Genomic DNA, 25,178 nt, shown 5'->3' on the forward strand with positions numbered 1-25,178 from the left:
CGTCGCGTACCGTGCGCTGCCAGCGGCCTCGGAGTTCATGGCTATGACGTCCGAGGCCGCCGTCACCGACCGGCCCCACCGAAAGGGCACGACCCGGGTCCGCCGGCCGGGCAGACAGGCGGGCTCAGGCCGTCGACAGACATGCACGCGTCGTGTCACGAACAGAACGAACCGAACCCGGTGAGCGACACGGTCGCGTCAACCCGGCGGCTCGTGCGACCCACCCCGGTCGACCCCGTGAGCGCGCGCCCATAGGGGTGGGCGCCTGCCCGTGCCCGCCCCAGCAGTGCAGCAGCAAGCTCTCAACCGCCTTGCCTGCGGGGAGAGATGGCCGGGCGCTCACGATGGTCGATGATTGAACTAGCTGCTATCAGACCGATACTGACCGTAACTTTTTTGGGGGTTCGGGTGCACGTTCCGGCCTCCGCATGCGCTTCATGGGTGGAGGCGGATGGTGCCTCTGGTGCCAGGGGCGGGGAGAGCGGCACCCGGAGACAGAACAGGTAATGGGGAGGACCTCGTGCAGCAGAGCGCTGCCGCGTGGTTGTTCGAAATCGCGCTCGCCTTCAGGGTGTTCGGCCCGGACGTGGTCCGTGCCTGCCGCCGGCTCTCACGGCCGGCGTGCGGATCGGCATCACCGGGCTGTCGGTCACCCGCGCCCCATCCCGTACCACCGAGCCGACGCGGGACGTGCCGTGAACGGGGAGGCCGGGCCGGAGGAGTCCGGCGGCGCGGTCGGCGTGTCGAAGGCGGTGCCCATCGACCAGTGGGACACGCCCACGCAGATGGCGTTCTGGGCCTTTCACCAGCAGCGCCGCACCGATTACATGCGCTACGCCTACCTGCAGCTCGGCTCCGACGCCAACGCGGAGGAGGCCGTCGACCTGACCTTCGACCAGGCCATGGTCCGCTGGCCGCAGATGCTGCAGATGGAGAACCTGGAGGGCTACGCCTGGACCATCCTCAAGCGCCGCATCATCGACCTGCACCGCAAACGCCGCCACCGCCCGGAACTGATGGAGACCGCCGCGTTCGAGGCCGCACTCGCGGACCCGACCGAGGACCCCTACGACACCCTCACCGACGCGATCGCCCTCTACGGCGCGGTCGCCGCCCTGAGCGAGCGCCAGCGCGACGCGATCGTCCTGTACTACGGCATGGGCTTCAGCGCCGCCGAGGCCGCCGTACTGATGGGCAACGAGGAAGCCACCGTCCGCTCCCAGCTCCGGACCGGCCGCCTGCGCCTCGCCACCCTGCTCAAACTCCGCTGCCCGGAGCCCCCCCGACGGGAAGAACCCCTGATGATCCCCCAACCGCTGCCGCCCGACCGGCCCACCATCGACGACCTGCTGGCCAAGGCCCGCACCCACAACCGCTACGCCAGCTACGACATGGCGGCCGCCGAAGCCCGGATGCGCAGCCGGCAGGCCGCCCGCCACCGCCCGCCCCGCCAGCGCACCGCCGACACCGCCCGCGTCTGGGCCGCATGGACCGCCCCCGAGGACGACCACACCCCAGACGCCGACCGCGCCTGGTGGGACCTGAACGCCGTCAGCCTCCTGGTGCTGTCCGCCCCCGACGCCGACCACCAACTCGGCGACTTCATCGACAGCCAGTACGCCGACAAGACCGGCGCCCTGGTCTTCGCCTGCCTGCTGCACCTGGCCGGCGACAGCAGCGGCGCCCGCTTCTGGTGGCGCTTCGCGGCCGGCGTCGGCCACCTGGTCGCCGAGTACTGCCTCTTCCTCGAGCACGCTCACAGCGGCGAGTACTACGACGCCGACTACTGGCGCGGCCAGCTGCTGCGCCACCACTTCGAACCCACCTACATGTGCGGCGACCGCGCCGATGCCCCCCTGCTCGCCCCGGAACTCATCGGCCAGGTCCACCCGCACATCACCCGCTCCCACCACCCCGAGATCGGCACCGTCCCACTCCCCCGCCCGCCCCTCGTGCAGGAACTGCGCCACCTCACCACCCTGCTGTAGGACGGCGTCCGCCCGGCCGGCACGAGCAGGGCGCCGGGCGACCGCGGAGGTGTCCTGGTTCACACGGCACCTGGCCTCAACAGCGGAACACTCAGGGGTGATTGATGGTCCGTCACTATGTGACCGCGGAGGGGACAGTGTCCCCGGGCCTCACCTATAGCCCATGGGGACGATCGTCCGGCTGAAGCCCCATGGAGCCTTCCGCCGAGTGGCGACCGCCCTCCGCACACGGCCCCGGCTGGCCCCCCGTCCAGCCGGGGCTTTCACGCGCTGACGAACGTATGGGCCCGTCCGGGGCGTTCGACGAACGCTATCCGCCAGCAGTCACCACTTCAGCCGAGGTGAAGGGTGCTCAGGGCCGTGGTCCAGTCGGTCACGATGGCCTTCTGCGCGGCCGCGAGGGTGACCTGGCCCTTACAGACCGCGGTGTGCAGCTTCGTCTCCACCGGGTCCTTCTTGTTGTTCACCCCAGCACCCTTGCGGTGGCCGGGGTCGGCGGGCTCCACCCACAGGTTCCGGTAGTCGTTGGGGTCCCCGCCCAGCTGCAGGCTGATCAAGTGGTCGTACTCGGCGTCCCCCATGCGGCCGGTGAAGCCGTAGGAGGCGGCGTTCAGCTCCTTCTCCTTGCCCGTCACGTACGTGGAGGGGCGAATGCCCGAGGTGTAGCCGCCCTTATGGCAGATCGTCGACGCCAGGTTCGCCTGCGTCACCGCCGGGGAGATCGCGCCCGGCGTGCACTTCGGATCCTCCAGCGGCTCCCCCTTGAGGTACCTGTAGTGGCAGGAGCCCGCGGCCGGCTGCTGCTGCACCGTGTAGTGCTTCTGCGGGCCCGCCCCCACGGCGATCGCCCGCCCAGATGACCCACCGGAGGTGGCTGTCCCGGACGGGCCCGCCGCGGGCGTCCCGCTCGCGGACAGGCCACCGAGCGAGTCGGGCGAGCAGCCCGCCACGAACAGGGCGGCGAACAGGACAGACGAAGCAACATGGCGGGTGGAGCGCATGACAACCCCTCACGGGCAGGCGACGGCTGAGCAGATGTTGCCCCACCCGTCTGCTGCGCTATCACGCGGGGTACCGCGCGAAGGCGCGCGGGCATCGCGCGGCAGGTATCAGTGAGACGGGCGAGACGCCACATACGAGGCCATGAGCGCTCTCCGTGCCCAGCTGGCCTGAATGTCGCCCGGATCTCACCCGCTGCTTGAAGCCTGCCTCTTGAAGAAGTCACCTGCGAACCTTGAGGTCTCCGTCAAGGTGATAACGCTATCGCTCCAGTCTCGTGCGGCTGTCACGATGGCGAGGATTTCTTCAGTGCCTGTGTCTGATGCAAACACGCCAAAACGGGCTTCAGGGTGTCGATCGACGCGCTGCTCGACGGAATCGAATGGGTTCCGGAAGGGCTAGCGACGGGTTCGTTTCGGGTCTGCCCTGCGCTGGTATACCTATGCGCCGCCGATAGTCACCTATGGAAGAGGCGTCGATGCCAGCCGACCAGAACAAGGATCTCATCCGGCGATACATCGAGGCGATCGACGAGAACCGTACCGGCGACTGGGCGTTCCTCGATCACTACATCGCGGACGACTTCGTTGCCCACAATGCTTTGCATCCCGGGGTCAGCATGGACCGTGAAGGAATCAAGCAGGGGGCGGAGCTCTTTCGCCTTGCTGCTCCGGAGTCCCGTCACGACATCAAGATGCAGGTCGCGGAGGGGGACGTTGTCGTCAGCCATATCGTGGGACGCGGCGTACACACGGGAGAATTGCTCGGAATCCCTCCGACCAACAAGGAAATCGAGACCGAGGGCATCGTGATCCATCGCGTCCGCGACGGGCAGATCGTGGAGTACTGGGCAGTGACCGACGTGGCCGGTGTGCTACGGCAGTTGGGCGTGCTACCAGGGCCGCCGGGATAGGCGCTGCCGAACGTGGCTCTGACCGCAGTTGCGTGAGTGCCTGTTTGCGATCCCTGAACCGCTGATCGGCCTATTGGCACCCGGCCAGATCGTTTTCCTCACGTTTGGGCCGGTGGCGATGACGAGGGGGGCTGGGGGCTGCGGTTACGGTTGCGTGGTGGACGTCACAGTCGTGGAGAAGGTGCTGATCGTAGGTGGGGTGTTGAACCTGGTCTACGGGGCGTTGTTGGGCTTTCCCATCGTGGTGATTCGTGCGAAAGGCGCGCCTGCTGCCCCGAAGTATCTGATGTCGGCGCACGTCAGCACGCTACTGCACGGAGCGGCGTTGCTCGGCTTGGTGTGGGCGGCCCGGTTGTCCACCTTGGGGGCGGGTTGGGAGGAGTTGGCCGCCTGGCTGCTCGTTGTCTCCTCCGCGCTGGTCGCGGCGAAGGACACCCTGAATTGGCTCACCGGGGTGCAGGACGAATTCGGCGAGAAGGCCAAGCCCGCGCTGCTGGGTGCGCTCGCCGCGCTGCCCGAGACGGTGGGCATCGGGATCTTCGTCGTCGGCGTCCTCCAGGCGCTGTGAGTGCCTGATTGCGATCCTTGCGCCTCGTCTGAACAGCGATGCGGTGGGCCGGAGGAGTGACAGGTCAGGCGGCTTCTGGCAGCACGTAGCCGTGGGCGACGTCGTGGCGTTCAGTGGGACGCGCCTTGCCGCGGGTGAGCCGCCTGGTCATGAGCGTGATGGCCGCCCATGTGATCAACGATTCGCTCACCGGGGGAAGGTGCAGCGGACGGTGGCGGAGGCGGGCAGGGCCTGAGGGACGACGGGGCGGGGGTCGATGCCGCGGGCCCGGTCGGCGGCCAGGCGGCCGCTTTTGCCGCCCAGCAGGCGCTGCACGGTGGCCGGCGGGACGCCGGCGAGCTCGCCGACGCAGTGGATGCCGTACTCGCCCAGGACCTGCGCCTGGCGGGGACCGATCCCGTGCAGGGCTCCGACGGGCAGCGGCCCCAGCCACTCCGCCACCCGGCCGGGCTCGACAGCCAGGACGCCGCCCGGGCCGGCGACCTGGGCGGAGGCGGTGGCCGCGACGGTGACCGAGGAGCCAATCCCCACCCGTACATCGACCCCGAGCCGCGAGAGCGTACGCACCCGCAGCGCCTCCCCCAGCCGCCGCGGCTGAACGCCGTGGTAGCTCAGCGCCCCCCTTCAGCTCCACCAGGGCCGCGGACGGAGGCAGCGCCTGGACGACCGGGGACAGCTCCGCGAGCAGCTCCAGGACCTCCCGGTACATCTGCTCCGGCAGCCGGTCCGGGCAGCGCACATGCATCACACACGACCCCGACGGCCGCGATCCGGCACCTGCAGTCATCACACCCACCTCCCACACCCCACGTTATCGAACTAGTATTCGAACACGCGGGCGTGAGGATCTAGAATCAGAAATATGTTCGATGACCTGCCTCCCGACCGGGAACGGCTCCACGCACTACGGGTGTGGCACGCCCTGTGGCTGGGGCGCATCGACCGCAAGATCGCTGCAGTCCGGAAGCAGCAGGCCGGACGGGAACAGGGAGAACGCGCCCGGCCCGACCCCCCGCTCCGCCTCCCCGGCTGGGGTCCCGACACCCCGCCGACGGCTCCGGCGCTTCATGACCGCATGTGGGGACGTGCTACTGCAGTGTGTCTGCGCCGGGTAGGGCCTTGGTACTGGTGGGGTCGCCTATTCAACTGTCGCCAGTTCCCCGTGGAACACGCCCTGCCGGTGACTGTGTGTGGTCGCCAGGGTGAATAATCCCCCGCATGGACCAAGGACTTGCGGCGCTGTTGGGCGCAACGGTCGGCGTTCTCGGCACGGTTGCGGCGTCGGCGATCTCCAGTGGGGCGACTCGGCGGCAGTTGGAGGGACAAGCCAAGATCGAGCACTCCCAGTGGCGCAGACAACTGCGGCGAGACGCGTACAGCGCCTTCCTGGCCCCTGCCAACGAGTCGCGCAGCGTTCTGAAGATGGCTGCACGAGCGCTGGTAGGCGGTGCCCCAGATGTGGCGGAGGCTGATCGGCGGCTCCAGATCGCGCAAGATCAGTTGGTTCGAGTGCAAGCAGCTTGGGCCAGCCTCGCAGTCGAGGGACCCGACTCAGTGGAGCAGGCCGCCCACAGCGTCCACCTGGGGCTCCACTCGATGCACACAACCCTTCTCGCCTGGCGCGACTCCTCGGGCGCCCCGGATCGCAACGTCAACTTCGTTGAGCGTCACGCCGTCGAAGTGACCATGGTCTCCGAGCGCCTCGGCAGCTTCACGGCGGCGGCGCGGGCCGCCTTGGACGACGCAGACCTTCCGTCCAGCAGGCGCAGCTGAGGGTCGGCGCAGGCCACGGCAGACTACTGGTGGGCTCGCGTATTCAACTGTCGCCAGTTGATCAATCTGGCTCCGGAATCACTACTGACCGTGAAGCTCCTGGCAGGGATCTGGGTGTGGAGCCCATAACGTCGACGGGACGTAGTACCGCGTCGTAGTGGCGATGACCGGGCCGTGTTGGCGTCCTTATCCTCAGTGGGTGAGTCTGATCGAGGTGGTTCCTGGGCAGGTCGAGCTCGTCGTTCAGGGGCGCTGCACCGGATTGGGATGCGCGGACGGAGCTGCGGAACACCAGTTTCGTGCAGCTGCTCCTTAGTTCCGGACTTCGCCGGCAGGAGGGTGGGTCGCTGCTGACGTTCGAGGTTCCGACCCAGCGGCTTCGCTCCGGCCGATACTGCCACGGACGTGTCGCGGGCGCCGTCACCAGGTCGAAGTGCGGGCGAGTCTTCTACGCCTCTGTCGATGCGGTCGGTCAGGTCGAAGCGTATGTGGCGTCCGAGCGGGCCTGGGCAGTACAGCGCGCTCAGGCCGCGGGCCGCTACGAGCGGCTTCCTGGGATTCGGCTGCTCACGAAAGTGATCCGTGGCCCGAAGCCGAAGGTCGAGTGGGTAGACCGGGACGGCGTCGCTGGGGCCCGCGAGCTTGGGCTGCTGGGCTGGCGGGAGCGTCAGTGGCTCTTCCTGGATGGCCCGGAAGGGCCCGAGCCGGCCTGGTTGTGGCTGACCGAGCAAGGGCTGCCGATGCTCCCGGACCGGTGGAACAGCGCGTTCAGGACCGCGAATCTGCGTTGCGACCAGGTGCTGCTCGCCCCGCCGGAGCGGGTGGTCAAGCGGGAGCTGCGGCTGGCGGAGGTCCGCGGGAAGAGTCCCTACGCGACCCCTCACGCCGCGCGGCATTTTGTCTCTGCTTAGTTTCCGTGTAGTGATTGGCTCCAACTGGGTTGATGGCCTGGGCATTTGGGCTTTGCGCTGAGCCGTGTGGTGTTTCTATTGTCAGCGCCCATGATCTTGAGTTTCTTCTCGTCCCGGGGCTGGGAGTCTTGGGACGTCGAGCATCGGCCACTGATCCCCGAGGGGATGCCTGTGCTCGTCGACGACGACCTGTGCTTCGAGGACGGTCCGGCAGCGCCGCGTTCGGCGGCGGTGGTGAACCGGTGGTTGCGTGAGCTCCCGGCCAGTGGGGCGCCGGCGCCGAGTTCGTGGGAGAACTACGCGCGGGTGGTCAAGGAGTGGATGGAGTTCCTGGCCGAGCACGGGGTGGGGCTGTTCGACTCGCGGGTGCGGCTGAAGGCCGTGTTGAGCCGGTACGCCGAGCACCGGGCGGCGGGTCCGGTGAAGGCCCGGTTCGCGGCGACGACGTGGGGCCAGCATATGAGCATCCTGTCGCTGTTCTACCGGTGGTCGATCAACGAGGGATACGCGACGGCCGAGCCGTTCACCTACCGCGCCGCGCGGGCCCTGTTCGCCGGGACCGGGCGGGAGGTGCGGGTGAATCTGGCGGTCCGCCGCACACCGAAGCCGCACGTGACGATCAAGTACCTGGAGCCTGACTTCACCGAGCTGTTCCGCAAGGGGCTGCGCGGGCTGGCCCCGGACGGCTCGCAGGACACCGGTTTCCACGGGCGGGAGCTGTCCCGCAACGGGGCTGTCGGGGATCACGCGCTGGCTACCGGGATGCGGTTGCAGGAATTCACCTATCTGCTTCCCTGGGAGATCCCCGCGCTGCCGCCGGAGCCGACCGCAGCTCCTATTCCGTTCCCGGTGCCGGCCGGGATCACCAAGGGCAAGAAGTTCCGCACGACGTGGACCTCTTACGAGGCACTGGCAGGGCTGCACGACTACATCGAGCTGGACCGGGCCGCTACGACGGACGGCTCATTCTGGCGGCCTCCGCGGCGCTGGGGCGAGCCGCTGATGGTGACCGAGCCGGATTCCCGGGGAGGGCTGATCAACGGGGTCCGGCGCCCCTGGGAGTCACTGGCTCCGGCCGAGCGGCGCCGGCTGGTCGCTCCGGAGGGCGGTTCGTGTCTGCTGGCGGTGAAGAACGGCGGCGGCCCATTCACCGCCTGGGGCACGGTCTTCGAGCGCACATCAGACCGGGTCCGGGCCCGCTTCGAGCCCCGGTTCCCGCACGTCTGGCCCCATCGATGTCGCCACACCTTCTCCATGAGGACCCTCGAATACCTGGTCACCGGGCACTATCGGCAGGCCGCGAAGCTCGTCCGGGACACCGATGCTGACGCCGCCCTGGTCTTCTACCTGAGCAAGGCGGACCCACTGCTGGTACTTCGTGATCTTCTAGGCCATTCCACCGTCCTGACCACGGAAAAGTACCTCCGCCGCCTGGATACGACCCGTATCTACCGGGAGGCATACGAGGGCGCCGGAGTCGCTGCCGGGCTGACGGATCATCCAGCCGCCGAGCGGGAAGCAGCAGCCGAGTTCGCCGACGAGATCGAGGACGGTGACCTCTGATGCCGACGATGCTGATCGAGGAACCACTCGGCCTCACCTGTGTGTTCAGTGACGGCAGTCGCGCGGAGTACAGCCTGGACGGACTGCCCAACCCGTGTCTGGCCCGGGACCTGGCCCTCGGTCTCGTGGACCTGATCCATCCGCACGGCACCGCGGACTCGGAGGGCACCGTCAACTTCTACGTCCAGTCCCTGCGAAGCATGGTCCGCGTCTTGGCCGCTCAGAGCTTCACCGGTGGTGCCGCTCAGTTGCGGCGAGGGCAGCTGGCCGAGTTCTGGATGTCCAGTCCATCAAGGCTGGAGGCCATGACCCGCAGTCTGCTGGAGGGCTATGCCCAGAGCGGAGGCAAGCTCGGTGAAGAGGTGCTGGAACTCGCTGCCGGACGGCACTTCAACATCCAGCCCAACCGCCAGGCGCTGCCGCCCTATGCGGAGGAGGAATGGCAGCGGCTGACCGAGGTCTGTCGGACCTTGGTCGACGATTCGTACGCCGCCCACCGCCGGGCCCTGGCGGATGCCGCCGACGGACGGCATCCCCTCGAAGGCGGCTGGGAACCGGGCAGTCTGCGCTGGCTGCTGGCCCGGGTCGGGCCTGTCAGCATCGGCGAGTTCGGCCAGCACCTGGAGGTCTCGGCGGCGGTGGTCCGCAATCGCGGCGGCTTTCACGACGCGACTCGGGCCGTCTTCCCGCACCTGGACGTGCTGATCGCCTACCGGCTGCTGTTCGGCATCTACTCCGGCATCGTCCCGGATGGCATTGCCGACTTGGTGGTCGAGGACATCGACTGGGCCGGTGACTCGACGGTCCTCCTCTCCTACATCAAGCGCCGCACCGCGGCGGAGAGCCTGAACCTGCCCCGCCGGGCGGTCCGTTTGCTGGAACAGTGGCTCGCGCACTCCGCTCTGCTGCGGACGTTTGTAACCCCCGGGGAACGCCGCAAACTCTGGGTGGGAGTGAGCCAGGCCGGCAAGTCCCGCCGTGTCCGCCAGGTCGACCGTGTTGCCGTCCAGCGGTGGGCGCTTCGCCATGCGGTTCTGGGGAACGACGGACAACCCCTCAAGATTCACCGCTCGCGGATCCGGACCACCCACGAAGCCATGCGGGACAAAACCTCCTGGACAGGCAGCGGGCGGGCCACGATCGATCCGAACCACGCCCCGCATGTTGAGGGCGATCACTACCTCACCGCCACGACTCCAGCCCAGCAGCATGCTGTCGAGACGGTCATCGAGGACGCCCAGCACGACATGCTCCGGCGGGCTCACCCACCGACCGTGATCACCGAAGAGGACGCGGCCGCTTTGGCGGACGGCTACCCGCAGTTGGTCGCAGAGCTGAACCTGGACGATGCCGTGATTGCCGAGCTGGTCGGCGGACAGCGCGATGTGTTCACCGCCGCCTGCGGGGACCAGCTGTCCGGGCTGCACGGACCGAAGGGGAAGCCCTGTCCGGCCCGACCCTGGGTCTGCCTGCTCTGCCCGCTGGCCGTCTTCGCTCCCCGGCACGCGGGCAACCTGCTGCGGCTCAAGGCGTTCTTCTCCCGGCAGTGGCAGCAGATGCCCGCCGCCCACTTCATGGCCGTCTTCGGCCCTTACACAACCCGCGTCCAGCAGGTCCTGGACCGCTTCGATCCATCCGTCCTGGCCGCGGCGGCCCACCAGGTCGAGGACCTGGACGACGAACTTCCCCTGCGGCCCGAGGAGATGAGCGCGTGAGAACAGCCCTCGCCGCTGCTGCCGCCTTCGACGGCCGGTCCGCGGTCTTCGCCGGCGCCGATGTCTGCCGCGAAGCCGGACTCCCCCTCCCTGAGGGATCCCGCCGTCCGGTATTCGAGGACGACGTCTGGGACTTCACCGATGTCGTCGGCCTGCCTGTCCAACTCGCCCTCAGCACACGCCGTTTCGAATTCACCGGGATCACTGATGAGCGGTGGCGGCTTGTGGGCAAGGAACTCGTCCTGGCCATGCTCGCCCCGCGGCACCCTGCGGTCGCTCCGCTGCCTCGGGCCCATCGCACCGCCCTGCACCTGAGCAGTTGCGCGGGCCGTCTGGACGAGATCATCCGGTTCTGCCGCTGGCTGTCCGAGCACGGGGTGACGAGCCTCGGGCAGGTCGACACGCGCATCTGTGACGCCTACACGGCTCACCGGCGTTATGTCCTCGACGAGCACGGAGCGGTCGTCGGCGAACAGAGTCCGGCAGTCCGTCGTGCGGCCGCACAGGTCGTCGTCGACTTGGTCAACTACCGCGAGTTGTTCACCGCCGACCGGGTCGCGGCAGATCTGCGGCCCTGGGGCGGGGCCACCGCCTCCGCCATCGCCGAAATGCCCAGCGGCCGGACAGAGAACAAGACCCAGCCCGTCGACGACACGGTCCTGCAGCCGATGCTCGCCGCCGCCCTGTTCCTGGTGTCTGCCCTGGGACCGCACGCTGTTGAACTCGCCCACCAGATCCGGGAGGCCGACAAGTTGTCCGCCCGAAAGGCGCGAGGACTTCGCGCGGTCCACGTCGCTCCGGTGGCCGAGTTCACCGGGCTGCTGAGCGAGTACACGGAAACGTGCACACCTTTGCCGATGCTCGCCGACCACCACGTCGCCGACCGGCTTGCCAACGGCTGGTCCGCCGACGACCCCCTCCTGACCGTGGCCACGGGAGTTTTGGCCCGTCAGGCCGGGATCACCCAGTTCGAGGCCCGCTGGATGAGCCGCCTGCGCGACCCACTGGAAGACGCGGTCGCGTCGGTCGGGGTGAAGGAGGTCTTTGCCCGGAACTCTGTCGAGATCACTACGGCGGACACCTTGTCGGTGTTGCCCTGGACGCTGCCTCTGCATCGTCCCCAAGCCGCCGCTCTGGTCGGCATCGTCCGCACCGCCACGATGATCGTGCTGGCCACAGCCTCGGGCATGCGATCGAGCGAGCTGATGGAGCTTCGCATCGGCTGCCGACTTCCGATCGAGGAACCCGTCCCGGCGCTCACCCGATACCGGCTCGCCAGCAAGGTCATCAAGGGACAGCCGCTGGGGGGCACCGACGACGAGTGGGTCGTCATCGAGCCCGTCTATCGCGCCGTCGAACTCGCCGAAGACCTGCATGACGACCGGAAGGAGGGCACCCTGCTCTTCGGGCGATTCGCCTTCTCCGTCCGTTACAAGTGGTTCCGCAACTGGATCAACTCTCCGGCAGGGCAGCGTCTTGGACTCGCCCCCATCCCAGACGGACAGGTCAATCTGAGGCGACTGCGTCGCACACTGGCGCTGGAAATGGCCTACCGGCCAGGCGGCGTGCTGGCCGCCAAGATTCACCTAAAGCACATTGCCGTGGCCACGACAGAAGGGTATGCCTCCCGCCCCGGCGGGGCCCAGGCCGAGCTGCTGGCCGAGGTCAACAAGCACGAGAGCGACCGCAATCTCCAGCTGGTACTGGAAGAGTTCCAAAATTACCAGCAGGGCATTCTCCCGGCCGGGCCCGGCGCCCGGAACCTCACCGAGTTCTTCGCCAGCATTGACGAGAAGCTCGACGCAACGGCAGCAACAGCACCCAAAACACAGCGCAGTGACCGTGACGTGCTGAACCTCCTGACCAAGCGCGCCAAGGTCCTTCACCTCGGGCCCGCTAACTACTGCTGGTTCACCGACCCATCCCGAGCCCTCTGCCTCAAGCTGGCCGGCACTCCGACGGCGGACCGTCCGCTGGTCGGGATGTGTGACTCCGCCCGTTGCCCGCAGGCCACCCATCACCCCTGCCACCGTCCCGTCTGGGCCGAGCACGCCGAACGCACCGGAACCTTTCTTGGACAGCTCGGCACCACACGAAAGACCGAACGCACCCGCCTGCAGGCCGACTACGACCGGGCCACCCGCGTCGTCACCGAGATCGACGCCGCCTGCACCACTATGAACGAGGACTCCGCATGAGAATCTCCGCAGCCCAGCGGACCGAGAACGAGAACCGCATCCGGGCCGCCATGGACCGGCTCCTTCGGGGCGAGATCCCGCCCGGCGGAAAGTGCGACATCAAGACCCTCGCCATCGAGGCCGCAGTCGACCGCACCGCGTTCTACGGCACCCGCCCCTACGCTCACCTCCGCGCCGAGTTCGAACACCGCCTCCAGGCCCTGCAGCAGGCCGGAGAGATCCCCGACCCCCGCGAAGCCCAAATCACCCGGCTCAAGGCTGCGATCGCCAAGCTGAAGGAGCGGTTGGCCCAGTCGGAGCAGACGATCGACGAGCTCACGGACTTCCGCACCCAGGCCCTGGCCCGGCTCGCGGCACAGCACGAAGAGATTCTCCGGCTCCGTGAAGCCGCCGCAGGAACAGAGCGGGTCATCCGCCTTCCCGCACCGCGAACCACCGTGATCGGAAGCTGCAGTTGACCATCCCTACCTGCCCCCGGTGCCACCGTAGTCAGGCGGCTATCGTCGCCAGATGCCTGATGCTCCTGAGAAGTTCAACACTGCGATGACCACCTGGCAGGAGTGGCAGGACGCCCCCTGGGGGCGGCTGCGCTACTCGATCGCCGAGGCGAACTTGCTCCGCCATCTCGACGGTCTGGGCAGCAAACCGCTGCGGATACTCGACCTCGCCGGCGGCGACGGCGGAGACGCCATCCGCCTCGCAACCCGCGGGCACCATGTCACCATCGTTGACTACGCGCCCGCCATGCTCGCCGCAGCCACCGAGCGAGCCGTGGCAGGCGACGTGACAGAGCTGATCAACTGCGTCGAGGCCGACGCCACAGATCTGCCCCGCGACCTCGCCAACGGCGAATTCGACGTCGTGCTCTGCCACAACCTCCTGCAATACATGGACGACGTCCCAGGCACCCTCGCCGCAGCACTTGCCCCGCTGAAGCCCGGGGGCTTGGTGTCCGTCATGGCGATCAACCGGCATTCGGCGCCCTTGAACATCGCCGTCCGCGAGATGGACCCCGCAGCCGCGCTCGCCGCACTCGACACCGATCAAGCCCGGACCCAGATGTTCAACTCGGCACTGACACTCCACACAGCCGAAGAGATCGTCCCCACCCTGCGGAAGCTTGGATGCCGGGACATCGCCCACTACGGCATCCGCAGCTTCTGCGACTACATCACCGACGACGCACGCAAGCACGAACCGGGTTTCTACGCGGAACTCGAACGCCTCGAACTCGCCACCACCGCACGCCCGCCTTACATGCACACCGCCCGGCTCTTCCAGCTCACCGCCTGGAAACAGAACGACTGATGCTGGACCAGCCGCCTGGATTCAGGCGTCCCTCTCGTCATCCAGGCGGCTATGCATCACACCTCAAGGATGTGATGCCAGTCACTCGTGCCCCGCTGAATCGCTACACAGCCCCAGCATCCAAGTCGCGAACGCAGCACCGAACTCGCCCAGGTGAATCGCGACACGGCCATCCCCGCACACAGCCTCTGCGGACACAAGGCATTCGTATGCGCTCTACATGCTCATCGTGCTGAACCAGCTCATGGAAACGCGCTACGGCCTTACTGCGGCAGACCGGCGGGACTTCGCGCTGCTGTTCGGTGACCCCTGGTGGTTGGTGAAGACCCTCCTCGGGCACGCGGACGTGGAGGTGACCAAGCGCCACTACCTCGCGCCCGTCGCGCACCTGCAGCTGGAGTCCATCCTCGCCACTGCTGAGATCACCGACGGCCAGGGCGCGGGGAGGGGCGAGGGCATCGACGACGTGTTCACCCGGCTGGCTCGGGAGACGGCCGACATCCAGGACGTCGAGACACTGCTCGGGGTGACCAGATGAGCGGGCGGGGACGGAGGGCCGTGTTGCCGCCGGCCGACTACCGCACCGAACCGCCGCGTCCCCGGGACGGACTGGTAGTGACGGTAGGCAACAAGGCTGGCGAGAGGAAGGAGTTCGACTTCGCGAAGCTGCCCGCCCGGAGCGTATGCAGCACTCGCTGGCCGCGCTCTTTGCTGCCCAGTCCCGTCGGTGGACGAGCCACTCCTCCGCCGACCACTACTGGAACCAACTGCTGGTCTTCGTGCGCTTCCTTTCCCGCCTGGACAACCCGCCTGAGGATCTCGACGGCCTGACCGCCGCCGCCCTGAAACGCTGGCGCGAGCGGAACATCAACACCAACACGGGCAGGATCACGCTGGCCACGATTCGGGTCCTGCTACGCGCGGACCCGAGGCTGCACACCGGTCAAGTGGCGGAGGAGCTCGCCCGCCGGGTGCCACAGGGAACGCCGAGCAAGCAGTCCTACGAGGATGCGGAACGCGAGCAAGTGCTGCTCACCGCGCAGCGCCAGTTCCGCGCCGCTTGGATGCGCATCCGGGACAACACCATCGTGCTGGAGCGCTGGCGGCTTGGGCAATTGCCCGAAGGCAGCCATGAAGCGCAGCTCGGCAAGGTCCTCGAGGTGATCGCGTGCACCGGAGACGTGCCCCGCGCACGGCGGAGCGATGGCCTGACCAACCTGAGACACCGTGGTCTCCTCGGCGGGGCGCCGTCGAACGGACCTGGGGACGGCTGTTCTTGACCCGGCACGAGCTGACTGCCTTGGCCGTGCTGCTGACCGACCGCTTTGCGTGGAACCTGTCCGTCTACGACCGCATGCCCGCGCCCACCCGGGCGCCGTCGGTTGGTGAGAAGACGACGGTGACATACCTGGTGCAGGTGGAGAAGCGACGGCCCGGGGCGGGCCGGTGGTTCAGCACGGAGAACATCACCGACTCGGGAGCCGCCTCCCCGGGACGTCTGATCACCCAGGCCCTGGACGCCACCGCGCACGGCCGCGCGCTTGCCGCGACGCTGGCCCCCGGCACCGACCTGCTTATGACCGCACGCCTGCAACAAGTCGGGCGCGAGCGCCGCGATCTGGATCGCCCACCGCGCATTGGCCCGCTGGTCTTCGGTGTTTCCCGTGTCGACGCCACCAGCTGGGCTCGAAGCCACGGGCTGAGCGGATCGCCGTTCCAACGCACCAGGCGCACGACGGTCACTCGCGAGGGCAGACCCATGCAGCACACCCAGGGCACCCACGAGAGCGTCTACGTGCTGCCCGACCAGCGTGTCCAGCGAGCATCCCAAGCAGTCTTCGAAGCTGGCGCCCACGAAGCACTCCAGCAAGCGCAGGCAACCGTCTTTGGCGGACACCTCGCAAGGGATCCGAACCCCGCGCATCACGAGACCGCGACGGCCGATTGCGAGGATGACATCACCAGCCCCTGGCCCGCCCCGGACGGGGGCTGCGCAGCGGACTTCCTGCTCTGCCTGGCCTGCGGTAACGCCCATGTCCACCCCGGTCACCACCCCCGCCTCGCCCATCTGCATCAGCAAGTGATGAGCCTGCGCTCGGTGCTGCCCGATCGCACCTGGACGACGCGCTGGCACGACCACCTGCTGCGTCTGAACGACATACGCGACAAGGTCGGCCCGGCCACCTGGAATGCCGCGCTGGGCCGGGTCAGCGACCGGGACCGCACGGTCGTCGCGCTCTTACTGAAGGGGGAGCTGGCCTCGTGACCTCCGCTCTCGTCGATGAAGTCGACCCGTACGTGCTGCCCATGCCGACGCCGGATTCCCCGGTCGTGCTGGACCGGTGGATCAGCCCCAGCAACCGGCACCCCAACGGCCCGCTACGGCGACGCGGTCTGGCCCTTGGCGCCACTCATCGATAGTCCGGGCGCCACACTCTCCAAAATCCATTGGAACAGGTGCCCCACGGGGCTGTGCGGCCAGTTGAAGCTGCCAGCCTGGATCATGATCAACGGCGAGCTGCGACCCACCGTTGTCCAGACCCGCGGCTCCGCCGGCGACATCTTGGATACCTGCCGCGAGTGGATCCGCCTTGCGCACTGGGCGCACGAGCGCGGCATGTCCGACCTCGGAGCTTTTACCGACGAGTGGTGGAGCGCATACACCAGGGAGCGTTGGCAGAGCGGCATCACACGCGCTTACTCCGAAAAGGTCCTCGCCCGGCTGACCGACCTGTGGGCCTACGACCAACTTGCTGCCCACCCCGCGGGGATCCCACGACCTCCCTGGGACACCGAGGGCGTCGACGACTACCTGCCCTTTGCCACCGGTGAAGGCGGTCGTGAGAACACCACCGAACCCTTGGACCCGCAGGTCATCGGGCCACTGCTGGTCTGGGCCGGCCGTATGGTCGACGACCTCGCCGAGGACATCCTGGCCGCCTGGTCCGAACGGCGCCGGCTGCTCAGCATCGCTTCCGCCGGCACCGCCACTCCCGCGGGACGGGCCCGAATTGAGGAGACCCTGCTGCCCCTCATCGCCTCCGGAGCCCCGATACCCAGCACGGGATGCGACGATGGCCACACCCTGGCCCGCGCTTTCATCGCCGCAACCACCGGTGCCAGCCTCGGCCAGGTCGATCGCTTCAAGAAGCAGCACGGGTTGACCAACCTGGCCGCGTACCGGCCCGGCCCCTGCCCACTGGACGTTCCGGTGACCGGCCAGGTCGCCGGACGCCCCTGGCGCCGAGGCCTCGACTTCAATGAGGCCGCCGACCTGATGAAGCACCTCGGCACGGCCGCCATGATCATCATCCTCTATCTGACCGGCATGCGGCCGCAGGAGGCGCAAGGCTTGCGCTCCGGGTGTTGCCCTGACCCGGCGCCCAGGCCCGACGACACCCCCGGACGCCACCTCCATTCGCAGCCACCACGACAAGGGCGTCACCAACGACGACGGCCACCACATCTCCGCCGGCGTCGAGCGGGAGGTCCCCTGGGTCGCCATCGCCCCTGTCGTCCGCTCCATTCGCATCCTTGAGCGCATCGTCCCCGAGGGCGAGCTCCTTTTCAGCGCCGCCCATCACGACTTCCAGGGGGTCAAAGCCCACCATGGGGCGCTGAAGAACGGGACTCTGAACCGCCGCATCGACGGCTTCGTCGCCTGGGCCAACCGCGAAGCCGTCGCCCAGGGCCTTCCGGAACAGGCCATCCCCGAGGACCCGCACGGTGAGCTCGGCATGGCCCGGTTCAGACGCACGCTGGCCTGGCACATCGCCCGCCGCCCGGGCGGGCTGATCGCCCTCGCCATCCAGTACGGCCACATGCGCACCGTCCTGGACGCACGCACGTCCACCGGCTACGGAGTTCGCGGCCGCCGGGGCATCCACGGGGTGCTCGATGTCGAGACGGCCCTTGCCGCGGCCGACACCGCCGCGCGGCTCCGTGACCGCATGGCCGCCGGTGAGAAGATCTCCGGACCGGCGGCCCGTCGCGCTGTCACCGGCGCGACCCAAGCCCCGCACTTCGAGGGCCGCATCGTCCCCTCCACGTTCGCGAGGAAGGCAGCCGCCTATCTCGCTCGGGACGGAATTGTCCTGTTCGACAACCCCGACGCCCTCCTGATCTGCGCATTCAAGCGCGAGACGGCATTGTGCGAACCGACACCGAACGCGACCTCGCCGAATGTGCTCGACTGCCGGGCAGGCTGCGGAAACATGGCCCGCACCGACACTCACGCCAGTCAACTGCGGGATCGCGCCGACGAGATCGACCAGCTCGCCGCGCATGCACCCATGCACATCGGCAACCGGCTGCGGGCCCACGCCGTCCGACTCCGCCAGGCCGCCGTCACCCACGCCGCCACAGCCGAAACTGCCGAGGTCCTGAGATGACCGAGCAACCCACCGACGAGCGCACGCGCATCCGCGCGGCCATGGACCGCCTCCTGGCCGGGCAGGCCACCGCCTCCGACGGGAGTCTCACCATCGCGGCCCTCGCCGTCGAGGCAGACGTCCACCGCATGGCCTTGATGAAGCGGCACGCGGATCTGAAGAAGAATTCTACGAACGGGTACGCACCGAAGCACAGCAGGTCCCCGAGGCGGAGCGCCGACTGCGCCAGTCCGTGGTCAAGCTCAAGGAGACCGTCTCCGACCAGCGAAGAGAGATCAAGGAACTGCGGGAGCTAGTCACCCGTCTCACCCTCGCCGCTGCGGTCCTGACCGACCAGCAAAGCCAGTCGGCGCCCCGCTCGCAGGTCTCAGAAAACGTCGTTATCTTCCGTCCGTCGGAGGAATGAGGCTCCGGGCCGGCTCGAGGGCGATCCCAGGTCGGCGCGAGGCGGGTGCAGGAAGGCTTCGGTTGCCGAGTTCCAGGCCATGGTCCCTTGCTGGCTAGGGCGGCGTTCAGCGGCCCCACCAACGCCACCCTGATCGAGACCGGAACAGAGTCCTACCGCCTGGCCCGCTCCAAAGCGAACAACCAACAGGACCAAGTGATCACCTGCCGCGGAGGTCAAGAACTCACATGCCTGGTGACGGGGCTCGGCCCTGGCTGCCAGCCGGTTTCGGCTGACCAGTGTTCGGCTGCCGTCATCAACACCTCCGTCGCCGGGGCCTTGATCTGCCCGTAGTCCAGCAGGTCCGGAACGCTGAGGGCCAGACGTCTCTTGAACGCCCCCCACGACCGACGAGCAGCCTCATTGGCACGCAAGTAATCCCGGAAGAGAAGAGCGAATCGGGCATTCGCGCCCCCTTCCTCTCGCAGATGCACATTGCACCGTCGAGCGCCGACCGGCGGCGCGAACACCAGCTTGCGGCACTCCTGGCCGCCCGAGATCTCGGTGCGGTTCCACGGCTCAGGACGGCAACGAAAGCCGATCGCCGCAAGCAGTCCGGTCTGCTGGTTTTCGTCGATCGCCTCGACGCGGACCTGGATGTCCACGCAGTCCTTGGCAGCCAGTCCCGGCACCGAGGTGGAACCGACGTGATCTATTGACCGGGCATGCTCGCCCAGAGCGCCGCGCAGCGTCCTGGCCAGCTACTCGAACTCCACTGCCCACTGCGGCTGGTAGTCCACCACTGCTACCGCAGCCGACTCATCGGGAAAAGGCATGCCTACAGCATGGACGACCACGCCGACGCAAGACACGGTGGTCCCAGATCGAGCCGCGCTTCGGGCATCTCACGACGCCTGATCTTCACGAAGCATCCGCGAACCGGGGCCACTTGGAGTCGCCTTGGTGCGGCCGCTGAACACCGCCCTAGCCACCCTTGCCGGTATCCGCGCGCCGGAAGCCGTTCTTGGCCGTTCGGCGCGCGGACCTGAGGGCTCGTCACGGCCATATGGATTTCAGCTGCCACGCCTGCAGGTGGTTGAGGGTGGCGGTGCCGTCTTCGGCGAAGGTGTCGATGCCGGTGCTGGAGGGGTCGGGGAAGATCTGGTCGGTGAGGGTGACCTGTTCGCCGCGAGTGTTCTGGGCGTAGACCTCGACGGAGGAGGCGTCGACGAGGATGTGCAGGCTCAGCCGGCCGCCGTGGAGTTCGAGGGGGGCGCGCTGGATGCCGCCGAAGGTGGGGTCGAAGTCGGTGGCACCGGAGGCAGTGCGGTCAATGTAGACCTCGCCGGTGGTGGTGTCGTAGCCGATGCGGGTGCGCTGTCCGGCGCCGGTGCGCACGTCCACGCCGGAGCGGTCGGCGGTGCCCGGGGTGAGGTCGGTCTGGAGCTCGAGGGCGCTGCCGTGTACGGCGAGCGGGGTGGCGGTGCTCGCGACGCGGGTGCTGGGCACCCGGGTGCCGGCGCCGCGCAACGTGGTCAGTTCTCTGATCGGCTGCTGGTTCAGCTGGACCCTGCCGTTCACGGTCTTCAGGGAGAGCTGGCGGGGGAAGGAGTCGGCGCTGCGCCACGGGGTGGTGGGGATGGCCTGTCCGTAGTTCCAGTTGTTCATCCAGGCGGTCATGACGCGGCGGCCGCCGGGTGCGTCGGTCCACGTGTTGGCGGCGTAGAAGTCGGCGCCGTAGTCGAGCCAGTGGGCGCGCTGGGTGGTGGACAGGGCGGGCTTGTCGGCGGCGGTGAACTGGTCGGCGAGGACGTGGCCCCAGCCGCCGGTGTTCGCGTCGGCGATTTGGAGCTGGACCTTCTTGCCCTTGTAGGCGGCGGTGTTGAAGGAGGCCCAGTCGAGGTTTTCGGAGTCGGCGCCGGTGGCGCTCTGGACGATCTTGCCGTCGACGAGCAGGTTGACGCCGGTCTCATCAGAGCGGGGCTTGGCCTGGGTGTCGGAGAGGACGACCTGGTCGAGGTTGAGGTGGCCCCAGCCGCCCGTGTTGGCGTCCACGACCTTGATCTGGGCCTGCTTGCCCTGCAGGTCGGACAGATCCCAGGAAGCCCAGTTCAAGGCCTCGGAGTTGGGGCCGGTGGCGGAGCGCACCACCTTGCCGTCCACGATGAGTTCGACCGCTGTGGGGGCGTCGGAGCTCGCGGCGTGGTTGCCGCCTCCGATGAGGAAGTCCAGGTACTTCTTGTCGATGGTGAAGGTCGGCGAGGTGAGCGTGCCGGTGGAGGCGTCGCCGTCCAGGAAGCTGTTGGCGAGGCCGCGTCCGAGGTAGCCGGTGACCTGCCCCTGGCCGGGGAGGATGCCCTGGGCCGGTCCGGTGCCGAAGGCGTCGCCGGTCGTCGTCCAGTCGCCGATGGGGCTGGAGTAGGTGCTGGCCTCGAAGTCGGCGAGGGTTTCCCCGCTGGGTGCCGGGCTGTCGCCCAGGACGGAGCCGGGCTGGTACGGGTGGTTGCCGCCGCCGACCTTGAAGTTGATGTAGTCGCTGGTCAGGGTGAACGCGGGCGAGGTCAGGGTGCCGGTGGAGGCGTCGCCGCCGTGGAAGCTGTTGGCGAAGTCCTTGCCCTCGAAGCCGGTGACGGTCTGTTGGCCGTCCACTGGCCCGGTCGCCGGCGCGCTGCCGAACGCGCTACCGGTGGCCGTCCAGTCGCCGAACGAGCCGGACTCGAAGTCCTGCACGGCCGTGCCGCTCGGCGGCGTGTAGGTGGCGCTGTCGTCGGAGGTGAACTTCTTGCCGTCGAAGTCGCCGACGAAGTACTGGGCGCCGGAACCGCCCGCGATGCCACCGGGGTTGAGGTTGACCGCCAGCACCCACTTGGTCTTCTTCGGGTTGCCGTCCACGGGCAGCGGGAACAGGTCCGGGCACTCCCACACCCCGCCGGTCGCGCCGGCCGGGCCGAAGTCGCTCAGGTGGGTCCAGTCCTTGAGGTCGGGAGAGCTGTAGAAGGAGATCTTGTGCTGGTCGGCGAGGGCGACCGCCATCAGCCAGCTCTTGGTGGGGGCGTACCAGAACACCTTCGGGTCGCGGAAGTTGTTCGAGCCGATGTCGAGGACCGGGTTGCCGGCGTACTTGGTCCAGGTGGTACCGCCGTCGGTGCTGTAGGCGAGGGCCTGCTCCTGCTTGCCGGTCGCCTTCTGCGCACTGGTGTACACGGCCACGAGCGGCGGGTTCTTCCTGGTGCCGAAGCCGGTGGTGTTGTTCTTGTCCATCACCACGCTGCCGGAGAAGATCATCTCTTTGTCGTCCTGGGGGATGGCCAATGGGAGCTGCTTCCAGTGGACCAGGTCGGTACTGACGGCGTGGCCCCAGGACATGTTGCCCCAGGTGTTGCCGTCCGGGTTGTACTGGAAGAACAGGTGGTACCGGCCCTTGTACCAGATCAGTCCGTTGGGGTCGTTCATCCAGTTCTGGGCCGGGGTGAAGTGGAACTGGGGGCGATACTGCTCGTGGTAGAGCCCGGTGTCGGCCACGGCCGGGGAGGCGGCGACCAGGCCGAGCCCGGACAGGACGGCCAGCGCTGCGAGGAGTCTGCGGCGCGGACGGGTCGTTCTGGACATGGCGGCTCCTTGCAGGCATACGGGCTTCGGGCCAGCCGCACGGGGACTGGCGCGTGACACGCTTGAGGCATGTCGGGTACGGGCGGGCGGCTCCGCCGTAATCCCGTCCGAGGTCATCGGCGGGGTTGCCTGTCGGGACGGCACGGCACCGGCGGCTCCCGCTCCAGGCTGGAAACGTTTCGCCGAACGTACGGGCAACCCGTCGCCGAAGTCCAGACCCTGCTCAGGAAAACCGCGAATGCGAGGATGAGGACGCTGCACGGTGCCATCGACCACAGGGGGAAGCGTTGCCCAGCCAGCACAACGGCACAGGCCGACGAGCGGCGACGATGCGTGATGTCGCGACCGCGGCCGGGGTGGGGCTTGCCACCGTCTCCCGCGTCGTGAACGGCAAGTCCGTCACTCCTGACCTGGCGGAACGGGTGACGCGCGCGGCCGAGTCGCTCGGCTACCGCCTCGATGTGACGGCCAGCAGCCTGCGCCGGGCCGACCGCCGCACCCGCACTCTCGGGCTGGTCCTGGAGGACGCGGCCAATCCCTTCTCCGCCGCGCTGCACCGTGCGGTGGAGGATGCCGCCGCCGAGCGCGGCGTGCTGGTCCTGGCCGGGTCCACCGACGAGGACCCGGTCCGCGAACGCGGCCTGCTGAAGACCTTCACCGGCCGCCGGGTCGACGGCCTCATCGTGGTGCCCACCGGACAGGCCGACGCCAGCCTCGACGCGGCCCGCCGGGCGGGTACACCCGTCGTCTGTGTGGACCGCCCCAGCACAGCGTCGCAGGTGGACGCCGTGACGGTGGACAACCGGGCGGGCGTACGGGCGGCGGTGAACAAGCTGCACGCGGCAGGTCACCGGCGCATCGCCTTCCTTGGGGACCTTCGCTCCATCTGGACCGCCGAGGAGCGCTACGCCGGGTTCGCGGAGGGGCTGGCGGAGGCGGGATGTGTCCTGCACCGCTCGCTCGTGCGGCGTGGCCTGCACGGTGCGGAGGCCGCCCAGGAGGCGACCCGCGAACTCCTGACTCTGGCCCATGCGCCCACCGCGTTCATCTCCGGCCAGAACCTCCTGACCGTCGGGGCCCGCATGGCCCTGCAGGAGCTCCGCCTGCAGCACCGGGTGGCGCTGATCGGCTTCGACGACCTGCCGCTGGCCGGGCTGCTCGAACCCGGCATCTCGGTGATCGCCCAGGATCCCGCCGCGATCGGCCGGGAAGCCGCTGGCCTGCTGTTCGACCGTCTCGACGGCGAGGACGGCCCGGCCCGCCACCGCGTGCTGCCCACCCGCTACCTCGCCCGCGGCTCCGGCGAGATCCCCGCCGCAGAGGACCGCTGACGACCGTCTCCGCCACGGCGCCCCCGTGCCTGCGGGGTGTCCGAGGCTTGGAAATTCTCTGTAAACGAGTTGATTCCGATGTGTTGACGGGCCGAGCCGCTCGGTGCTTCACTGCCGGAACCGGTACCGAAACCGGTTCCGGAACCGCTCCCGGTATCGGTTCCGTGAGTCTCTGTACGATCGGCCCTTCGGTGCGGGAGGACAGTCCCGCCGCTGCGTGGAGGAGAGGAGGTGGCATGGGAGTCACCATCGCCGACGTGGCCGCCCGGGCCGGCGTCAGCAAGACGACGGTCTCACGCGTGCTGAACAGCAAGGGCGAGATCAACGAGAACACCGTCTTGAAGGTCCGCAAGGCGATCGCGGAGCTCGGCTATGTGCCGAGCGCCGGTGCGGTCGGCCTCGCCCGCGGCACAACCCAGATGATCGGCATGCTGGTCCCTGACCTGGCCTGGGCCTGGGCCGGCATCGTGCAGGCTGTCATCGAGACGCTGGAGACCGAAGGCTTCGGACTGCGCATGCTGACCTGGAACCACGGTGAGGAGTCACTGCGCCGCCTGGGTCTGCAGGTCGCTGCCAAGTCGTTCGACGGTCTGCTGGTGATAGAGCCCGAGGGCGCCATGGGCTACATCACGGAACTGCACGAAGCGGGGCTGCCGGTCGTGCTGATAGACGACCGCTTCCAGCGGCCGGGGTTCCCCTACGTGGCCACCACCAACCGGGAGGGGGGCGCGCAGGCGGCGCGGCACCTCCTGGAAATCGGGCGCCGTCGTCCTCTGGTCGTGACCGGTCCCGAGGCGTTCGGCTGTACCCGGGAACGGCTGGGCGGTTTCGTCGACGTCTATGCGGAAGCCGGGCTCGAGATCGGCCAACGCAGCATCATCTGCGGCGACTTCCAGTTCGACCGCTGCCGGAGCGCGGTGGCGCGCGCTCTCGCGGACGGCGTGGAGTTCGACGCGGTCTTCGCACACAACGACCCCTCTGCGGCCGGCGTGCTGACCGCCCTGCACGAGGCCGGCCTGTGGGTTCCGCAGGATGTCGCCGTGGTGGGCTTCGACGACGTCGAGATGGCCTCGTACACCTATCCGGCACTGACCACCATCCGCCAGCCTATGCGGGAGATGGGTGCGGCGGCGGCGCGTCTGCTGCTGGACCACGTGCACGCAGTGCCGAAGGCGGCCCCGTCGTGCGTCATTCCCACCAGTCTCGTGGTCCGCGGCTCGACGTTACGGCCGAGCCCGAACTGACGCCACGTCATCGCGACGCGTAAGGCGTCGGCGTCTCATCGAACCGTCCGTCTCCGCCGCTCCTGCCCAGCCCCGCAGGCGGAGACGGACCCCCTCCCGACACGGAACTGACCCCACCGGACTTCGCGCAGGCCGGTAGGTCGTCCAGCTCAACCTGAAGCCGGTGCACGTACCGGCACGACCGGCCCCTTCGTCTTTCGGCCGGCCTCACCACCCTGCACGCGCAAGCCTGTTCACGCGTCATCGCCGAGGTGCCCTTTCCGTCGGCGCCTCCCCGATCCG

At 68.4% G+C, this 25,178-nt stretch carries 23 protein-coding genes and 1 pseudogene; 19 read left to right on the forward strand and 5 right to left on the reverse strand.

Features of this window, described 5'->3' with window-relative positions; genetic code table 11:
• Positions 1–695: 695 nt before the first annotated feature.
• On the forward strand, positions 696–1,988 hold the full coding sequence (locus OG870_RS01150) for an RNA polymerase sigma factor (protein ID WP_266593047.1): 1,293 nt from the start codon (positions 696–698) through the stop codon (positions 1,986–1,988).
• Between the two features lie 332 nt (positions 1,989–2,320).
• On the opposite strand, the gene OG870_RS01155 is transcribed toward OG870_RS01150, so the two are convergent.
• The gene (locus tag OG870_RS01155) at positions 2,321–2,989 is read right to left on the reverse strand and encodes a hypothetical protein (protein ID WP_266593045.1); all 669 of its coding nucleotides are present in this window, start codon (positions 2,987–2,989) and stop codon (positions 2,321–2,323) included.
• Between the two features lie 476 nt (positions 2,990–3,465).
• Here OG870_RS01155 and OG870_RS01160 point away from each other — a divergent pair, with 476 nt between their 5' ends.
• The gene (locus OG870_RS01160; RefSeq protein WP_266593043.1) at positions 3,466–3,900 is read left to right on the forward strand and encodes an ester cyclase; all 435 of its coding nucleotides are present in this window, start codon (positions 3,466–3,468) and stop codon (positions 3,898–3,900) included.
• Between the two features lie 157 nt (positions 3,901–4,057).
• Complete coding sequence (locus tag OG870_RS01165; protein ID WP_266593041.1) at positions 4,058–4,468, forward strand: hypothetical protein; 411 nt, start codon at positions 4,058–4,060, stop codon at positions 4,466–4,468.
• Positions 4,469–4,532: 64 nt separating this feature from the next.
• On the opposite strand, the gene OG870_RS01170 is transcribed toward OG870_RS01165, so the two are convergent.
• Entirely contained in the window at positions 4,533–4,658 is a 126-nt protein-coding gene (locus OG870_RS01170) for a hypothetical protein (protein ID WP_266530137.1), read from the reverse strand.
• Positions 4,658–5,255 (reverse strand): annotated as a pseudogene (locus OG870_RS01175) (DNA polymerase Y family protein); the annotation flags it as partial. The pseudogene OG870_RS01175 and the gene OG870_RS01170, both read right to left, overlap by 1 nt.
• A 431-nt stretch (positions 5,256–5,686) precedes the next feature.
• Between OG870_RS01175 and OG870_RS01180 the strand changes: the two are divergent.
• The 14 genes from OG870_RS01180 (at position 5,687) to OG870_RS47985 (ending at position 18,733) form a co-directional block, all read left to right on the forward strand.
• Positions 5,687–6,241: a hypothetical protein gene (locus OG870_RS01180; protein ID WP_266530134.1), complete on the forward strand. Its 555-nt coding sequence runs from the start codon at positions 5,687–5,689 to the stop codon at positions 6,239–6,241.
• 299 nt (positions 6,242–6,540) lie between these two features.
• On the forward strand, positions 6,541–7,152 hold the full coding sequence (locus tag OG870_RS01185) for a hypothetical protein (protein ID WP_323179496.1): 612 nt from the start codon (positions 6,541–6,543) through the stop codon (positions 7,150–7,152).
• Between the two features lie 165 nt (positions 7,153–7,317).
• Positions 7,318–8,715 carry a site-specific integrase gene (locus OG870_RS01190; RefSeq protein ID WP_327690534.1) on the forward strand — a complete coding sequence of 466 codons (1,398 nt, stop codon included), beginning with the start codon at positions 7,318–7,320 and terminating at the stop codon, positions 8,713–8,715.
• Positions 8,715–10,430 carry a hypothetical protein gene (locus OG870_RS01195; RefSeq protein WP_266593037.1) on the forward strand — a complete coding sequence of 572 codons (1,716 nt, stop codon included), beginning with the start codon at positions 8,715–8,717 and terminating at the stop codon, positions 10,428–10,430. Before OG870_RS01190 ends, OG870_RS01195 begins: the two co-directional genes overlap by 1 nt.
• Positions 10,427–12,628 (forward strand): site-specific integrase, encoded by a 2,202-nt coding sequence (locus OG870_RS01200; protein ID WP_266593035.1) that lies wholly within the window; start codon positions 10,427–10,429, stop codon positions 12,626–12,628. The genes OG870_RS01195 and OG870_RS01200 overlap by 4 nt, the downstream gene beginning before the upstream one ends.
• Positions 12,625–13,086 (forward strand): hypothetical protein, encoded by a 462-nt coding sequence (locus tag OG870_RS01205; protein ID WP_266593033.1) that lies wholly within the window; start codon positions 12,625–12,627, stop codon positions 13,084–13,086. The genes OG870_RS01200 and OG870_RS01205 overlap by 4 nt, the downstream gene beginning before the upstream one ends.
• A 52-nt stretch (positions 13,087–13,138) precedes the next feature.
• Positions 13,139–13,936 (forward strand): class I SAM-dependent methyltransferase, encoded by a 798-nt coding sequence (locus OG870_RS01210; protein ID WP_266593031.1) that lies wholly within the window; start codon positions 13,139–13,141, stop codon positions 13,934–13,936.
• 220 nt (positions 13,937–14,156) lie between these two features.
• Complete coding sequence (locus tag OG870_RS01215; RefSeq protein ID WP_266845119.1) at positions 14,157–14,474, forward strand: hypothetical protein; 318 nt, start codon at positions 14,157–14,159, stop codon at positions 14,472–14,474.
• Between the two features lie 145 nt (positions 14,475–14,619).
• Positions 14,620–15,216: a hypothetical protein gene (locus OG870_RS01220; RefSeq protein ID WP_266593027.1), complete on the forward strand. Its 597-nt coding sequence runs from the start codon at positions 14,620–14,622 to the stop codon at positions 15,214–15,216.
• Complete coding sequence (locus OG870_RS01225) at positions 15,213–16,202, forward strand: hypothetical protein (protein ID WP_266593025.1); 990 nt, start codon at positions 15,213–15,215, stop codon at positions 16,200–16,202. The genes OG870_RS01220 and OG870_RS01225 overlap by 4 nt, the downstream gene beginning before the upstream one ends.
• Positions 16,199–16,357, forward strand: a complete 159-nt coding sequence (locus tag OG870_RS01230) for a hypothetical protein (protein WP_266593023.1) — start codon at positions 16,199–16,201, stop codon at positions 16,355–16,357. Before OG870_RS01225 ends, OG870_RS01230 begins: the two co-directional genes overlap by 4 nt.
• Positions 16,338–17,474 carry a hypothetical protein gene (locus OG870_RS01235; RefSeq protein ID WP_327690535.1) on the forward strand — a complete coding sequence of 379 codons (1,137 nt, stop codon included), beginning with the start codon at positions 16,338–16,340 and terminating at the stop codon, positions 17,472–17,474. Before OG870_RS01230 ends, OG870_RS01235 begins: the two co-directional genes overlap by 20 nt.
• Before the next feature lie 199 nt (positions 17,475–17,673).
• Positions 17,674–18,327 carry a hypothetical protein gene (locus OG870_RS01240; RefSeq protein ID WP_266593019.1) on the forward strand — a complete coding sequence of 218 codons (654 nt, stop codon included), beginning with the start codon at positions 17,674–17,676 and terminating at the stop codon, positions 18,325–18,327.
• A 232-nt stretch (positions 18,328–18,559) separates the two neighbouring features.
• Positions 18,560–18,733, forward strand: a complete 174-nt coding sequence (locus tag OG870_RS47985) for a hypothetical protein (RefSeq protein ID WP_405626573.1) — start codon at positions 18,560–18,562, stop codon at positions 18,731–18,733.
• Positions 18,734–18,948: 215 nt separating this feature from the next.
• Here OG870_RS47985 and OG870_RS01250 read toward each other — a convergent pair whose 3' ends face one another.
• Positions 18,949–19,473: a GrpB family protein gene (locus tag OG870_RS01250; protein WP_323187459.1), complete on the reverse strand. Its 525-nt coding sequence runs from the start codon at positions 19,471–19,473 to the stop codon at positions 18,949–18,951.
• A gap of 295 nt (positions 19,474–19,768) precedes the next feature.
• Entirely contained in the window at positions 19,769–22,321 is a 2,553-nt protein-coding gene (locus OG870_RS01255) for a glycoside hydrolase family 32 protein (protein WP_266593017.1), read from the reverse strand.
• A gap of 329 nt (positions 22,322–22,650) precedes the next feature.
• On the opposite strand from OG870_RS01255, the gene OG870_RS01260 reads away from it, so the two are divergent.
• Positions 22,651–23,652 carry a LacI family DNA-binding transcriptional regulator gene (locus OG870_RS01260; RefSeq protein WP_266593015.1) on the forward strand — a complete coding sequence of 334 codons (1,002 nt, stop codon included), beginning with the start codon at positions 22,651–22,653 and terminating at the stop codon, positions 23,650–23,652.
• Between the two features lie 236 nt (positions 23,653–23,888).
• The gene (locus OG870_RS01265; RefSeq protein WP_266593013.1) at positions 23,889–24,896 is read left to right on the forward strand and encodes a LacI family DNA-binding transcriptional regulator; all 1,008 of its coding nucleotides are present in this window, start codon (positions 23,889–23,891) and stop codon (positions 24,894–24,896) included.
• Positions 24,897–25,178 lie beyond the last annotated feature (282 nt).

The organism is Streptomyces sp. NBC_00461 (assembly GCF_036013935.1).
Lineage (GTDB): Bacteria > Actinomycetota > Actinomycetes > Streptomycetales > Streptomycetaceae > Streptomyces.